The organism is Chryseobacterium sp. POL2 (assembly GCF_011058315.1).
In the GTDB taxonomy this organism is placed as follows: domain Bacteria; phylum Bacteroidota; class Bacteroidia; order Flavobacteriales; family Weeksellaceae; genus Soonwooa.
The window spans coordinates 530,303-545,387 of sequence record NZ_CP049298.1 but is presented as its reverse complement, the minus strand read 5'-3'; the positions used below and the strand labels follow the sequence as shown (position 1 = coordinate 545,387).

Below are 15,085 nucleotides of genomic sequence, written 5' to 3'. Positions count from 1 at the left end.
CAGAAGTGAAAAAGCATCGGCTACGTTTCTGAATTCTTGAACTTTCAGTCCTTCGAATTCCCGCACTTCGCCAATACTTTTTCCGTTAGCAGAAATCGCTCACAAAATTCTGTAACAATAAGAAATAATTATTTTTGTATGATTAATAATTCTATCTTTTTAAATGAAAAAAAACAATTTTATAGGATTAATTTTATTTAATAGCATATTATGTATCGTTATTACTTGGTTTATAACAGGTAAAACTATAACAGAAAAAGATGTTTATCAAAGTTGTATATCAGGAGTTGTAAAAGAAACTAGATTTGTAGGTAGAGGAAATGGATATGTTCAAATCAAATTTAAAACAAATGATATTTTTAATAGGTTAAGTGTTATAAAAGTTAATCAAGAAGATGACATTTTAGAAAATGATTCTATCAACAAACCAATGTATTCAAATAAATTTGATATCTATAGAATCGATAAAAGCGGTTTATACAAAAAGATAAAGACTTTAGAAAAATAAATGCAACTTCTGCTAACATTGTATTGGCAAAATGCGGGGGAGAAGTGCAAAATTGAAAAGCAGAAAAAATAATCCGCTCATACTTTTCAATTCTGCATTTTTTTGTAAGTTAGCAGTATTGAAAAAGCATTCGCTACGTTTGGTTTTTTGTTGAACTTTCAGTCCTTCGAAAGCCCGCACTTCGCCAATACTTTTTCAGTTAACTGCAATTGTAAAAAAACTTCTCGTAAATGAAAGAAATTGAAACCGTTGAAGATTTGAATGATTTATTAATCAAAAAGTATAAATCTGAAGATGATTTTTTATTAATAGCACAAGTTTATGAAGAAGGTTTAATAGATGAAAATAATTTAGAAATTAAACAAAATTTCGAAAAAGCTTTTGAGATTTATTTAGAAGGTTCACATTATAATTATTGTAAAATAAGAGTTGCTGATTATCTATCAGAAGGAATAGGATGTAAAAAAGACATTAACAAATCAATTGAACTTTACAACGAATTAATCAGAGAAAATTTAAGTACTGCTGCATTTAATTTATCCACTATTTATCGTGATAAAGGTGATTATGTAAAAGTCGTCGAATTACTTTATAAAGTTTTTGAAATTGATAGCATTTTTCCGATTGAATTAGCCTTTCATTATTTATACGGATTAGGAATAAAAAAAGACAACTTGAAAGCTAAGGAAATCTTTTTATCAATTATAAATCAAGTAGATAAATATTCCGTATACGAAATCGAACAAGCGAACTATCAATTAGCATTATTATCATTAGAAAACAATGAAATTCAAAATGCAAAATTTTTACTTTCCCAAAATGATAATGAAATATCTAATGATTTATTAAACATTATTGGAAGATAAGAACATTACACAACTGCAGTTAACATTGTATTGGCAAAATGCGGGGTTAAATGCAAGTTGAAAGATTTGAACTATTTAGCCACCGCTGCTTTTTCGTATTGATTATTTTTGTAATTTAACAATCCGAAAAAAGCATCGGCTTCGTTCAGACTAAATTGAACTATTCGTCCAATTTAGCCCGCACTTCGCCAATACTTTTTCCGTTAGCAGAAATCGCATCCAAGCTTTCCGCTTTAAAAATATTTCAGAATAAACTTGCAAATTGATAACTTTTAAGTTAACTTTGTAACATGAATTTTGAGAGAAAAATTATTTTCTACGAACGGTATTTTGTTAATTTCTATTTGGAACAAAACGAAAAAGTTCAAGAGAAAATTGAATATGTTTTTAAACTTGTCAGAACAGTTCAAAATGTTCCGAAGAAGTTTTTGCAACATATGGCAGAAACAGACGGACTTTACGAAATTCGAATTGAGTTTGAAAGTAATATTTATAGAATTTTTTGCTGTTTTGATAAAGGAAATTTAGTTGTTTTGTTCAACGCTTTCCAAAAGAAAACTCAAAAAACACCAAAAAAAGAAATTGAATTAGCTCTTAAATTGAAAAATAAATATTTAAATTCTAAAAAATAGAAAATGAAAAATAAAATAAGTGATGTGAATAATTTCGATGAATTATTAAACATCAAATACGGGGAAATAGGAACTGAAAAACGCGATGAATTCGAAGAAAAAGCACAATATTTTGTAATTAGTGAAATGTTGAAAGAAGCACGTAAAGAAGCGAAAATGACACAAGAGCAACTTGCTGAAAAAGTTGGAACTAAGAAAAGTTATATTTCAAGATTGGAAAATGGTAAATGTGATATTCAACTTTCAACTTTATATAAAATTTTTGAGTTTGGACTTGGAAGAAGAATTAATTTACTAATTAACTAAAATTGCGACTTCTGCTAACATTGTATTGGCAAAATGCGGGGTTTAAGGCTAAATTGAACTTTTTGTAATATTTATCCGCCAATATTTTCCAATTCCACATTTTTGTTTAACTTAGTTCCATTGAAAAAATATTGGCTACGATTGGTCTGAACTTGAACTTTCGTTCAAATTAAGCCCGCACTTCGCCAATACTTTTTCCGTTATCTGCAAGCGTATCACAAAAAAACCGCACAAAATGAGAAAAAATGTCTTAATATTTTTTGCTTTATTAGCATCAATTTGTTTTTTACAGATAAACGCTAAAAAATTCTCTACAAATTATAAAAGTAATGTTCAAGACACTATTATTGTAAAACACAAAAATTCAATAGAAAAATCTTATGAAGTTGGGTTTTATTCAAAATCTTATAGTTATTATTGGATTGTTGGAAAAGACACTCTTGATTTTGCAATAAGCGCTCACGAATATGAAAGAGACAAATCTATGAGCATAAATATTTTTCACAAAAATCCCATTAATTTAAAAACTGCAATAAAAAATACGGAAAATTGTTTAACTCTAATTAAACAAGATTTTAACATTGAAAAACTTAATTACCTATATTTTACAAACACTTTTATTTATTATCCAGATATAGTTACAAAACTATCAAATGAATATAACGCAAAATATGGTAAAAAAAGAATTGAATATAAAGACTTAAACAAATTTCTTCTCAGTTCAATTTTTAATACCAAAATGAATGAGTTTCTAAAATTGCAAAATAAAAAAGTAATCGGTTATGGAATTGAAAAATTTAATTTAATCGATAAACAAAGTATGAAATATCAACTGCCAAATATGGACTTAAAAGATTATCCTGAATACTCAATAAGTGGAATGGGTATATCAGTAAAATTGGATAAAAAATAAAAAATACGCCTGCAGATAACATTGTATTGGCAAAATGCGGGGTTAAAGTCCAAGTTGAACTTTTTGTAATTTTTAGCCGCCAATATTTTCCAATTCCACTTTTTTGCTTAAATTAGTTCCATTGAAAAAATATTGGCTACGATTGGTCTAAATAGAACTTTTCGTTCCATTTAGCCCGCACTTCGCCAATACTTTTTCCGTTAGCAGAAATTGCATACAAATATTCCGCAAAGATTATGAATTGGAAATTTTCAAAAACAATTAAAGATGGAGAACCATATTTGATTCAAAACATTAATATTTGGAGTAAACAATGGAATAATACAGGCGAAAAAATAAATATTAAAGATCCAATTTATAATCAAAATTATATTTTTGATGTTTATGAAATAAATAATAACGGAAAGAAAATTATATTTTCAGCTGGAGAATTTTCAAACAATATTTGGGGAATTTATGAACCTGAAAACATTAAATCCAAAAATAAAGTATCGATTCGTGGAAAATTATTTATAAGTGGAATAATTTTACTTCTTTCATCAATTTTAATGTTAATATTTGGTGCTGGAATGTTTGTTTCGCGAGGTGATTATAGTAAATTTATCATAAAATTGTCTGAATTTTGTTTCATATTCTGGATTCCATTTTTGATAATTGGAATTTCACTAATGTTAGTATCAATTATTTTAACAGGAATCAAATCTTCAAAAACAAAAAAGCAGTAAAAAAGTTCCCAATTGCAACTTCTGCTAACATTGTATTATATAAACTTTGTTCCAAAAAGCCTATAAATACAGGGTTATCTTACTCACTTACTTATCATTGTACAACATAAATACAACAAATTAGAAAACATCAGTAAATTGGTAGATTCCCTGCTTTTGCTGTTTAGCTTGTAGGTTTAACGCTTGATATTTAGGAAGTAGTTGACAGTAATAATTATTACTAGCTTTTGCATATCCATTTTTTATTAGTTCTTCGTTCAAGCACAAACCATTCGGCAAAATCACATAAGCCAATTGCCTTTTCCAAAAATCCAATTGATGTTTTCTTTCCGTGAGTAATGTTACTCTTGTTCCGATTGGTGCTACTTGCAATACAAAATCCAAACTCATCAAACCATATTGCAATAGCATAGAACTTGGAATATGGCTCTTGGCTTCATCTTCCAACATTTTACGGTTTATTCTCACTTCTGGGGCATCTAATCCATACAAACGGATTTCCTTCGATATTTGCCCGAATTCCTGCTTTACTTTTATCGTGTCTCCGTCCAATACTTCTTCTATTTTGACGTGAGTTTCTTCTATAAAGTCACTAATTTCGTTGTATTTCATTGGTTTACAGTATTTTAACTATTGATTTTATAAAGATAATAAATGATATTTGTAAGTGTCTAGACAACAGTGTTTTTCAATCTTTTCTAATTACAAAATCGTATTACAATGGCAAGACAAAAAGGTCTTATGAAGTACACCGGAACTATTGGTGACGTAAGACATTTCAAAATCAAAGGTCAGCAGGGATTTTTTGCCGGATTGGTAGGAGGTCCTACTGCTCAACAGGTTAAATCTGCTCCGGAGTTTGAAAGAACTCGGGAAAACATGAACGAATTTGGCGGATGTGCCAAAGCCGGAAAATCGCTAAGAACTGCTTTATCCGCTTTGATGGGTAAATTTACTGATCCACAGGTTACAGGTCGTTTAACTTCAATTATGAAGAAAATCAATTTGGAGGACGGAACCGAAGCCAGAGGTTACCGAAAAGTTGAAATTTCCACACAAAGAAAATATTTGGACGGATTTGAGTTCAATAAAAATCTTTCTATCTCAGGTATTTTCAATGCTCCTTATGATGTGAATCACGATGTGGACAGAACATCTGCAGATTTCATCGTAGATGAATTTCTGCCAGTGGATTTGATTTCTGCTCCGTCAGGTTCTACGCATTTCCGTTTATTGAATGCTTTAGCCGTATTGGCTGACTTTTCCTATAATCCAACGACAGGAAGTTATGAACCTGACGATATGGACAATAACGAATTGAATGTAGTAGAATATTCTCCTTACATCCCTTTAAACCAATCTTATTCAGGAGCAACGATAACCGCTACTCTACCTGGAACGCCAACACTTGGAGCAAATGTTTCTGTTGTCCAATGTATAGGAATTGAATTTTTTCAGGAAGTTAACGGTCAATATTATCCTTTTGCTTCCGGTAACTGTCTCAAAATTGAGGAAGCTTTTTAAAATGGTTCAGTTGAAAGCCTTCTTCAAAAAAGAGGGCTTTTATTTTTCATTCGTCGAACTTTTAAAACATTTATGAATTATGAGAATAAAAATAATCAGAGTTGCCGAAGGCAAACAAAGTACATTATCCCATTTGTATATTGACGGAATTTTTCAATGTTTTCTATTAGAGGATAAAATACGTTTGGTTAAAATAATGAAACAAACCGCCATTCCTACGGGAGAATTCTATTTAACCTTAAATACTTGGGGCGGTATGAATAAGACTTACGCCAATACTTATCCCGTTATGCATCGGGGAATGATAGAAATTGATGGTCTACCTACATTTGATGCTGTATATATTCACGTTGGAAATACTATTACGCAAACTGCAGGTTGTCCGCTTACCGGATTGAGCTGGATTAAAAAAGATGGGGATTTTCAGGTTCTTCAAAGTCGTGAAGCCTACAAAATTATTTATCCAAAACTTCTTAAAGTTGTTCAGGGAACGGATAAAGGAATTTTGGTAGAAAACAATTTTCAATTCTAAATATCATAAAGAATGGAAAATGAATACACCATAAACATCCTTTTCGGAGCATTAAGCAGCTTACTTTTAGGCATCGTTGCCTACTTTATAAAACAGTTGCACACTGATTTTAAAAGTATGGAAAAAGACATTTCCGAAGTCAAAACAATGGCTTTGGTCATAAAAACAGAGTTCAAAAATTCGTATGATCTTATCAATCAGAAAGTAGAATATTTAGAACAAAGAATCAATAAAATCGAATTAAACCTCATTAAACATTCAGACAATGAAAAATAACAATTTGAATTTAGTCAGCAGAATTAAAGAACCCACTCCAAAATGGTTCAAAATTATCCGTTCTGCAGGTTTGGTTTTATCCGCAGTTGGCGGTGTTTTAGTAGCCGCTCCGGTTGCTTTGCCTGCTACTTTGATTACAGTCGGAGGTTATTTACTTCTTGGAGGAACTTTAGCAACAGCTATTTCACAAACCGCAATCAATTCTGAAGAACCGGACAAAAATTCGGAAGTAATTCCGAAAAATTCCGCCGAAAATCAGGAAAATTAAATAGTTTATCTATTTTAAAACATTCCTTATGTACCAAAATACCCGCTTTTTAAGTGGGTATTTCTTTTATATTCATTTGCTTTCAGCTCCTTATTTAAGTGGATGAAATAGGTAGCAATTATCTATGAAATAAACTGCCTTTATTGTTCATTCAGAGTTATTGCAATAAAAAAGCCCTTAAAGTAAGGGCTAAAATCATCAAATCTTGTAATAGTATTTCTGTACAAGAACACTACGAAGTTCTGCAAGTTGCTTCAATTGTTTGGAATAATGTTGTTCGAGTTGATAGACCGCTTTGATGTCCTGCAGGATTTTTCCGTTTTGTTCCATTTTGGAAAAACTTGGAATAATCCATTTTTGAAGGACTTTTTTGAGTTCTGAAAGTCGAAGCATATCAATTACACTTCCGCAGAGATACGGATGGAAAAATCCGTTTTTCCAAAGGGTGTAAAATATCCAGTACAGGTTTTCTTTTTCGGTTTCGTTCCTACAATATAGGATAAAACAATTCGGGCAAGGTTCAAAAAGCGGTTTTCCTGCGTTTTTTCCTCTTGATAAAATGAAAATTGAATTTTCAGGCGTTTCCTTTTCGGAATTGTACGTGCGTACTTTGAAATTGAGCATAGTTTTCGATTTAAAAATTGATGCTCCGCCGAAATATTTTTAAAAGAAAACCAAGAAAAAAACCGAAAAAAAAAGAAAAAAAGAAAGCCCTTTCAAAAGGGGGCGGGGCGTTCTGTCAAGGTTTTTTGGAAAAAATTTTTGCGTATATTTTATACGAAAAAATCTTTTTCCAAAAACACGAAGTGCTTGACCTTTACAGAACTTAGCGGCTGGATTCAGGAAGCCCCCTAACTTACTTTCCTTTTTTTATTTTTTGTAGGAACCCAAATCTTCAAAGAATGACCATAAAGCGTTGGGAAGGAATGGAAAAAGCAGAGGTATGTTGCTTTGGATTTAGGAATTGGCGACATACTTCTGCAAGCCGTGACGAAACGGCATACATAAGCCTGCTTTGTATGGTGTGAAGGAACATTGGAAAGCGTTGGCAAAAATGGGTAAAACAACTCGCACAAAAATGATGTTTTACGAAATGGTCAATTATCAACAAATCTGTTTTGTAAATCTATCGTGAAAAGGTGTTGGAACGACAGCGGTATGGAGTGCTGAAAGAAAATGCTTTTTGCTTGGATTTGCTTCAGGAAAGCAATTTTATTCAGTACGGAATACTGCTGTGCGGGAAGGAAGAACCTGCTGAACAGTCGGAATATTTTTTTATTGCTTTTAAAATATTTCCGGATGTGAAGCGGGTTTCTCCGATGGCAATAAAACCAAACTTTCTGCATCACTTTTTGTGCATCCTATGAAAATGGGTGGGTGGGAAAAAAGCGTTGGAAAGGCGTTGGAGCAAAAGGGCTATGCCCGTTGCAAGGAAAGCATTTTACATAATCTCAAATTATAGGCAAAGATGGTGCTGGTTGCGGTGTAGCGTAGTGGAAACGCACGTTGTTGCGTAGGCTTTTGCGTATAATTTCGATTATGTAATTTGCTGTGGCTGAGCGGAAGTATAAGAAGAGTAAAGTCTTTTATATAATAATATGATTTTCTACAATCAAATTACCTTTGGTGTCATAAATGCCTAAATAAGTTTTTTTACGCCCTACAATAACTAAAAATATACGAGATGTATTTAAATTGACAGTTTTAATTTGTTTTTTAATAGATCTTATATCAAGATATGAAGGAGTAGGAATATCTTCTGGGTGAGTATGCCATTCTCCAAGATAAATCTTTCTACCTTTACTTTTTTTAAATAGTTTACTTATAAAACTTTGTGCACTTCCTTTAGCTCTATTAAAAAAATATTTTCCTGACCTATCTAATTCTGTAGGAACTGATGCATCAGTAATTCTATATGAATATTCGTCCAAATAAAAACCTGATAAAACACCTCCTGATTCATTTTTATTATTTGCCTCTTGTTTATATTTTTTAAATACTAAAATTACTTCAGAATATATTCTTAGCATTATCACATCGAAGTCAACCAATAACTCCTCTATCATATACTAACATTGTAAGTATTACCATTTTGAAAAACAAATGGTCCATAAGACTTTCCTATTACTCCTGTTGCTAAGATACCTGGACACAATGAAGAATATATAGCAGTACGATATCTGCTTCCATATCCATCAAAAACAATTAAATCATTATTAATTTTAGGAGATATAAATGCGGATAAATGGGTTAATTCTAATTTTTCATTTATTAAATGAAATCCGTCATGAAAATAATTATCGTGGCTAGATATTTCTTTGATAAATTTCAATAATTCTACTTTACCTCTAATTAGCTTATTTGAAAGGATTGCATTATCTTTCATTAGAATAAAATCCAAATTATCTAAAGAAGAATATAGAATTAAACCTATTCCAGAAAAATCTACATCTTGTATTTCAGCAAGTTCAATTAGTAATTCTGTAAATTCGGAAACAGCTTTCATATAAATCTTTTTAAAAGTTTTTTTTGTTCAAATATTACTTCGATTTTACCAGTATTACCTCTTCTATTAAAATAGGTGCCATCCAACTTTTTTATATCTTTAAAATACGATAAAGAACCTGCTCCTTCATGATCGTTAAGATTTACTTCAATATCTGAATTATTCTTAAAAGTATAAATTAATCTATTTAATTTATTTGGCTCACATATAATTTCTTCTGTATGGCTTCTAGACTCCGAAGATATTTCTCCGGTTGATAGATTCCCAAAATAACAATACAATTTAACGATTGATGCGGTTTGGATGATTTCAATGATACAATCCATTTCAGTTCTACCATTATAGTTTGAAACTAATGTCCCTTTATACCTACCATTGAGATTTGGCACATCAATTAACCAATTAAAACAAATCCATTTCCAACCAATTTCATCAATGAACCATAGTACTAGTCCCAGCAAGCCAACCACACTAAAAACACCCATTAAATCATTAATTTGTTTTAGTATTTCATATTCATTAATGTGGGGTTCAAGATAAATCATTATTTTACCAAGTGCAACCGACAGCACAAGAATAAAAATAATAAGATTGGCTCGTTTATAATATTTGAAATTCATTAGATGTTAGTTTTATGTAAAGAAAATGATTCTTTATTTTGTGCAAAAGTAGTCAATTTAAGATTTTTAGCTTTCACAAAATCCAAATCTCCAAACCATGTAAAAATGGTAGAATAATTTTGTTGGCGGCTGATTATTTTATAAATCTCTACAAAAATTGATGATAAATATAAATTAATATGCTCCATCGAATATGGCATATATGTTCCTTGGCAACTCCCTTCCTTCAAATATACTTCTTCATCTAAAACTCGATATTGAAAATTAGAAACGAGTTGTTTCGCTTTAGAAAAGTCATTCGGATGCGAAAAAATCATTTGACCTCCTGATAAATATGCCTCTACCCAAATAATTATTACTGGCTTGTTTATTCCATTTTTTATTAAATAATCCAAAATGAAAATTTCATATCTCGTTATTCCTAATACAATGAAAATAAAATCGTCATTTTCAAAAAAACTTGTATTCTCATTCAAAAGGTTTACTATTGATTTATTGTATGTTAATACTTTAACAAAAGGATTTTTTTCTAAAATATTTCTTTCAGCTATATCTACCTTAAATTTATTTATCTCGGAAAAACCATATTGGTGACGTGCAATATTTTCAACTTTCAAGAGATCATGATCCACTAATTTGTATTGGTTAAATGATATTTTAGTTAATAAATGAAGCAATTGAGAACCAATACTTCCTAATCCTATTATACAAACTTTTTTATCATCATCAATTAATTGACCGGCAGTCCTTACATCCAATCTTTTTTTGCCGATATTGGAAAAGGATATCCTTCTAACTTTACTATTTTTATAAAGTGGTAAATTAATTTTCTCCCAATTACTATAAGTATGTCCTTTTACTATTTTAGGATTTATCTTTGGAATAAATTCTTCATACCACCATCCATAGCATTCATTTTTATTATTCCTAAAAAAAAGTATTACAGAATCTAGTCCTTCTTTATTAATCTTCTTTCTTAGAATATTAATTTGTTCTGCTGAAAGGAGTTTAATAGATTCTGTAAAACTCAGGTCGAAAGGTGGTACGGCTTTATCATATGTAGCTTCTATTGCTTCTATCTCGTAATATTTAATTTTCCGTACATCAAAAAAATTAAATAAACGGCTTGATTCTTCTGAATCTGTGTAAAGCAAAAATGTGAAAAAATTAAAATTGTAAGTAAATCTTACACATTTTATAGGTGCATCATTTGTAATTAAAACCATTCCAGCTTCATAAATAGCCTTTTCTCCATTATACTGAATTTCCCAATAAGCTTTAAACTCATCTTCAAATTCAGACACTTTATCAACATTTTTTATTGATAAAATCTCTTTTGCTTTATGAATAAAATATGTTGCAATTCTAGGAAGATTTGATTCATGAAAACTTATTGATTCATCTTCAACAATGCAAATACTAAAATCCTGATTTACATGCGGAATAAATTTTATTAATTCATAGCTATCCTCGTTTACATATAATTTAGGTAACTCGGCATTTTCTAAAGTCAGATATAGAACAACTGAAATATACCCAGATTCAGATGATAAATCTGTATTTATTTCAATAACATTCTTATTTTTTTTTAAATGTGAAATTTTACGAATTTCATCTAAAGATAGAATGCGACAGTTTTCAGTTTTGGAAATTTCATTAATAATTTCATCAATCATTATGCTGATTTATTATCGTGTCTAAAAATTTCTTGTACTGAAAATGATTTTGCTAATTTTTCTGAATCTTCGGTAATATTTTGACAAGGAAATCTATCCCCTAAATGTTTTTGCCATTTAGAACAAGAATCTTTTGCACTTTCCATTTCTATTGCTTGATTACCAGATTCTATAATTTTTTTTAGCTCATCAAGGAAATTATTTTTTACAGTTTCTGCAGAAAACTTATTTAACAAATCTTCATTTGTATCTATCGTAGGTCTATAACACTCGTAAGAACCATAGAATGGAAAACGATCATCAATACTTGATTGAATATTTTTTAATGTATCCAATAGTGATTTATCATCTCTCGAATTATCAGAAAAATGTTTACATGCTAATATTGTGAAGATTAATCCATTTGGGAATTTCAAGCTTTTGTTTTTTTCACTACGATGATCTGCCCAAGCTTTTAAATATCTTATTATTCTTTTTAGTTGGGGTTTACCATTCGCCTGCTCATCAAACCATTTTACAAACTTATACGGATCACTCTCAATCCATCCATTTGTTTTGTGTGCGAGCAAAGGAATTTCTTCATCAATTTCAGATTCATGTCCCTTCTCTGTTTTATAGTAAATAGGCAAATCAATATGGTATTGTGCTGCATACTGAACTCTAATACATGATTTTTTATCTAAAGTTTCTTGATCCGTTCTATTTTTTACAGCATCATAAATCCAGTCATGAGCTGTTTGTACAGAAGGTCTATCTTCAGATTTACCAAAGATGTAAACACCATCATCAACATCGTACTCATTATTTATAGGTAAAATTGTAGTGTCCATAGGAAAAGATCCTTGTCCTTTGAAACTAACCGAATGTTTTTCTCGATTATCTTTAAAGTATTTAGAAATATCGTCTCTAACCGATTTTCTTGAAGTTCTCAACTGTTTCTTTTTAGTAGAATTTAACCGAATAATATCATTAAATTCTAAAAATGTAGAATGATTATCTGCCATTATTACATATGTTTTTTTTAATATTAATTATCTTATACTTTATAATGAAAAGTCATTAAAAAATGAAAAAATAGGTTCTTAAGAGGAACACTATTTTCATAAATTCTTCATTAGAAAATAAACAATGCAATTTAATGAAAAAAACGTGATTTCTGAAATAAGTAAGTAACGTAACCAAAAAATAAAGAAAAAGAATTTTTAATTTTTGAGATTTTGAAAAAACTATTTTATTTGTCGATTTAGAAGCGGTTGAGTGAAGTCTAATGAATAGATTGCTTTGGATTATCCTCAATCAGCATATTTTTTGAGAATGAAAATTTTTAAATTTTCTTTTGCTAAAATCTGCTTACGTTACTTACTCACATAAAACAGAGTAAAATGGTGGATTTGAAAGAATATCATATAACATTATTATCTATAATTTCAATTATCAAATCGGAAGGGTATTTTTTGTTGTGTTGGTGGTTCAATTGGTGGAATTCCGTTGTCTTTATTTTTGGCTTCAACTTGTTCATAAGACATTTCTTTTACAGCATACACATAAGCATGGTTTCGTGAAAATCTTTGAAATTGATGTTTCTTCAATGCTTTTCCTAATTTGTTTACCGTTCCATCAGTCACATTTAGTTTGGCAACTTCGGACAACCTCACTGCTATTTGCGAAGCATTGTAATAGGCATTTGCATTTTCTCTTGTTGCAGGTTCAAACCATGTTAATAGTAATTCTTCTTCAGGACTTCGTAATTGGTATTGCTCATTGTTCTGATTGATTTCTTTGATTTCCTCCTGATTGAACCAATGGCGAAAACCTTCATTTTTTAATTTTAAAGCCTGAACATAAACTTTATTAATATCAATTTCGTGGGTATATTCTATATGTTCTACTTCAAAGCAAAGAAAACGGCGTGAACCTGTGGTATCATTCAGAAATTGTGCAGTGTTTACACTTCCTGCAAAACTGGCTCTTCTCGGCATATTTTCATTATTGTGTCCATAGGCTTTCCGCATTCTGATATGGGTTTTCGTAATGATTTCTTTAAGCGTTCCAATTTCGGTTCTGTTCAGATTTTCTAATTCGTCCAAATTTATGAGCATACATTCTGCAAGGTGTATCAAAGTATCTTTATTGCTCGGATTGATGGTTCCTGAAAAAATGTATTCTTTAAGTGTTTTCGGCATTAGCTTTTCTATCCATGTTGTTTTTCCTAATCCTTGCTTTCCTGAAAAGACAATTACCGTTTGATTGACCTGTTTTTCGTCCAATACACAAGCCACCATAGCCACAAACCATTTCTTAAAACATAACCGCCACAAATCCTGTTTTGTTGTTGTAATGGTATCTGCCAATTGTTCTATCCAATCGGTTTCATCTGTATTTTCAGGGAGATTGTTGAAGTATTCTACAAAAGGATCATACATTTCGCAATAATCGGAATGCAAGAGATTCCGTAAGGAATTGATGTTGCATTTTACTTTGGCTTTCAGGATTTCTCTTAATATGGAATTTTCTGAAAAGTCAGTCATTGGTTTCCATTTGGAGGAATTCAAAAGTTTAAATTCTAATTTTCCTAAAACGGTATTGTATCTGAAATTGTAACGATTATTGAGAAACATTTCCAATTTATCGATAAAACTTGGTTTTTCTTCTTCGTCCTCAAAATCGGGATCTCCTTCTTTTACTCTTTTAGACACTTCGACACCGCTCAATGTGACAGTCTTTTTATTCTCGTTTCTTCCATTTGAATTTCTTGGTTTGAAAGTATCGATATTATGCTGTTCGGAATTACCATAAGCACTTTTTACCGCTTCCGTAACTTCTTTGTCATTATATCCATAATCTGCTAACAAATAACCTAAAGCCATAGATTCCGGAAGCCCTTTTCTATTGAGATTATTTGCCAACTGAAAAACAAAATTATTACGGTTGCCTTCCACGAATGATTCTTTTTTTTCAGTAAATCGAACACAATGTTCGTAGATTGTAGTATAGTTGTCGGTTGATGATTGGTATTTTTCGGGGACACTTCGACTTCGCTCAGTGTGACAGTCTACAGGTTGTTCAATTATAGAAAATATTGCAGAATTTTCATTTAAGTATAATTCGGAATCAAAGGAAACAAAGCATAGTCTTGTACTATCTTTTCCGGATTTGTCTATTTCGATTTCTAAAAGTTTTTCAAAATAGTTCTGCAGTTTTATGAATGCTTCTTTATGTTGTTCTAATTCTGAATTTACTTTTACAAATACTTTCAAACCATTTCCTGAAGGACTTATAAATGCTGAAAATACAAATTCGTTCTCTTTTGCTTTTTGCTTCGTATCAGTTAGTTTTTCCAAACTCAATTTATCAATATCCAAAACAACCAATTGATTGTATTGTTGCAAAAATTCCATTTTCCGACCTCCTTTGAATGTAGCACTTGGAGTAAATGCCGGAAGTGATTTCTTGGCTCTTTCTGCTGCTTCGGTTTTATTGTCTGCCAAAGATTTTCGTAAATACGTGATTTGATTTCTGTAAACTCCAGATTGGATATTGTTCAGAATTTCTATGATGTTTTTGTTTTCTACAACTTCGTTGAAGTTTTTGAATAATGAGGTTTTCATTGGATTAGATGTTAGATTTCAGACGTGAGATTTCAGATTTTCATTCATATTATTTATAGAAATAGTGACTATAAATTTTGAAAAAAGCCCAGCGAGTAACTCTGGGCTTTCTTTTTCGGATGTAT

At 30.6% G+C, this 15,085-nt stretch carries 18 protein-coding genes; 10 read left to right on the top strand and 8 right to left on the bottom strand.

What is annotated here, in order from left to right; genetic code table 11:
* Positions 1–163 precede the first annotated feature (163 nt).
* The 6 genes from G6R40_RS02550 (at position 164) to G6R40_RS15045 (ending at position 3,950) form a co-directional block, all read left to right on the top strand.
* Entirely contained in the window at positions 164–508 is a 345-nt protein-coding gene (locus G6R40_RS02550; protein WP_165131206.1) for a hypothetical protein, read from the top strand.
* Between the two features lie 230 nt (positions 509–738).
* Complete coding sequence (locus G6R40_RS02545) at positions 739–1,374, top strand: SEL1-like repeat protein (RefSeq protein ID WP_165131204.1); 636 nt, start codon at positions 739–741, stop codon at positions 1,372–1,374.
* 344 nt (positions 1,375–1,718) lie between these two features.
* A complete protein-coding gene (locus tag G6R40_RS02540) occupies positions 1,719–2,006 on the top strand; it encodes a type II toxin-antitoxin system RelE/ParE family toxin (protein WP_317164541.1) in 288 nt (95 codons plus the stop codon).
* 3 nt (positions 2,007–2,009) lie between these two features.
* Positions 2,010–2,312, top strand: a complete 303-nt coding sequence (locus G6R40_RS02535; protein WP_055041225.1) for a helix-turn-helix domain-containing protein — start codon at positions 2,010–2,012, stop codon at positions 2,310–2,312.
* A 235-nt stretch (positions 2,313–2,547) separates the two neighbouring features.
* Positions 2,548–3,225, top strand: coding sequence for a hypothetical protein (locus G6R40_RS02530; RefSeq protein WP_165131151.1), 678 nt, complete (start codon positions 2,548–2,550; stop codon positions 3,223–3,225).
* A 236-nt stretch (positions 3,226–3,461) separates the two neighbouring features.
* Positions 3,462–3,950 (top strand): hypothetical protein, encoded by a 489-nt coding sequence (locus G6R40_RS15045; protein WP_185670500.1) that lies wholly within the window; start codon positions 3,462–3,464, stop codon positions 3,948–3,950.
* A 120-nt stretch (positions 3,951–4,070) separates the two neighbouring features.
* Here G6R40_RS15045 and G6R40_RS02520 read toward each other — a convergent pair whose 3' ends face one another.
* Complete coding sequence (locus G6R40_RS02520) at positions 4,071–4,562, bottom strand: thermonuclease family protein (protein WP_165131096.1); 492 nt, start codon at positions 4,560–4,562, stop codon at positions 4,071–4,073.
* A 108-nt stretch (positions 4,563–4,670) separates the two neighbouring features.
* On the opposite strand from G6R40_RS02520, the gene G6R40_RS02515 reads away from it, so the two are divergent.
* The 4 genes from G6R40_RS02515 (at position 4,671) to G6R40_RS02500 (ending at position 6,550) form a co-directional block, all read left to right on the top strand.
* Positions 4,671–5,474: a hypothetical protein gene (locus tag G6R40_RS02515; RefSeq protein ID WP_165131094.1), complete on the top strand. Its 804-nt coding sequence runs from the start codon at positions 4,671–4,673 to the stop codon at positions 5,472–5,474.
* A gap of 79 nt (positions 5,475–5,553) precedes the next feature.
* A complete protein-coding gene (locus G6R40_RS02510) occupies positions 5,554–6,006 on the top strand; it encodes a DUF5675 family protein (RefSeq protein WP_165131092.1) in 453 nt (150 codons plus the stop codon).
* Positions 6,007–6,018: 12 nt separating this feature from the next.
* Positions 6,019–6,282 carry a hypothetical protein gene (locus G6R40_RS02505; RefSeq protein WP_165131091.1) on the top strand — a complete coding sequence of 88 codons (264 nt, stop codon included), beginning with the start codon at positions 6,019–6,021 and terminating at the stop codon, positions 6,280–6,282.
* Positions 6,272–6,550, top strand: a complete 279-nt coding sequence (locus tag G6R40_RS02500) for a hypothetical protein (RefSeq protein WP_165131090.1) — start codon at positions 6,272–6,274, stop codon at positions 6,548–6,550. Before G6R40_RS02505 ends, G6R40_RS02500 begins: the two co-directional genes overlap by 11 nt.
* A 198-nt stretch (positions 6,551–6,748) precedes the next feature.
* Here the strand turns inward: G6R40_RS02500 and G6R40_RS02495 are convergent, their stop codons facing one another.
* From G6R40_RS02495 to G6R40_RS02465, 7 genes are all read right to left on the bottom strand, one after another.
* Positions 6,749–7,174 carry a DUF6943 family protein gene (locus G6R40_RS02495; protein WP_165131089.1) on the bottom strand — a complete coding sequence of 142 codons (426 nt, stop codon included), beginning with the start codon at positions 7,172–7,174 and terminating at the stop codon, positions 6,749–6,751.
* 962 nt (positions 7,175–8,136) lie between these two features.
* Positions 8,137–8,616: a Mov34/MPN/PAD-1 family protein gene (locus G6R40_RS02490; RefSeq protein ID WP_165131088.1), complete on the bottom strand. Its 480-nt coding sequence runs from the start codon at positions 8,614–8,616 to the stop codon at positions 8,137–8,139.
* A complete protein-coding gene (locus G6R40_RS02485) occupies positions 8,613–9,056 on the bottom strand; it encodes a hypothetical protein (protein WP_165131087.1) in 444 nt (147 codons plus the stop codon). Before G6R40_RS02485 ends, G6R40_RS02490 begins: the two co-directional genes overlap by 4 nt.
* The gene (locus G6R40_RS02480; RefSeq protein ID WP_165131086.1) at positions 9,053–9,676 is read right to left on the bottom strand and encodes a hypothetical protein; all 624 of its coding nucleotides are present in this window, start codon (positions 9,674–9,676) and stop codon (positions 9,053–9,055) included. Before G6R40_RS02480 ends, G6R40_RS02485 begins: the two co-directional genes overlap by 4 nt.
* Positions 9,676–11,352 carry a ThiF family adenylyltransferase gene (locus G6R40_RS02475; RefSeq protein ID WP_165131085.1) on the bottom strand — a complete coding sequence of 559 codons (1,677 nt, stop codon included), beginning with the start codon at positions 11,350–11,352 and terminating at the stop codon, positions 9,676–9,678. The genes G6R40_RS02480 and G6R40_RS02475 overlap by 1 nt, the downstream gene beginning before the upstream one ends.
* Positions 11,352–12,356, bottom strand: coding sequence for a CBASS cGAMP synthase (locus tag G6R40_RS02470; RefSeq protein WP_165131084.1), 1,005 nt, complete (start codon positions 12,354–12,356; stop codon positions 11,352–11,354). The genes G6R40_RS02475 and G6R40_RS02470 overlap by 1 nt, the downstream gene beginning before the upstream one ends.
* 423 nt (positions 12,357–12,779) lie before the next feature.
* On the bottom strand, positions 12,780–14,960 hold the full coding sequence (locus G6R40_RS02465; RefSeq protein WP_165131082.1) for a VapE domain-containing protein: 2,181 nt from the start codon (positions 14,958–14,960) through the stop codon (positions 12,780–12,782).
* Positions 14,961–15,085 lie beyond the last annotated feature (125 nt).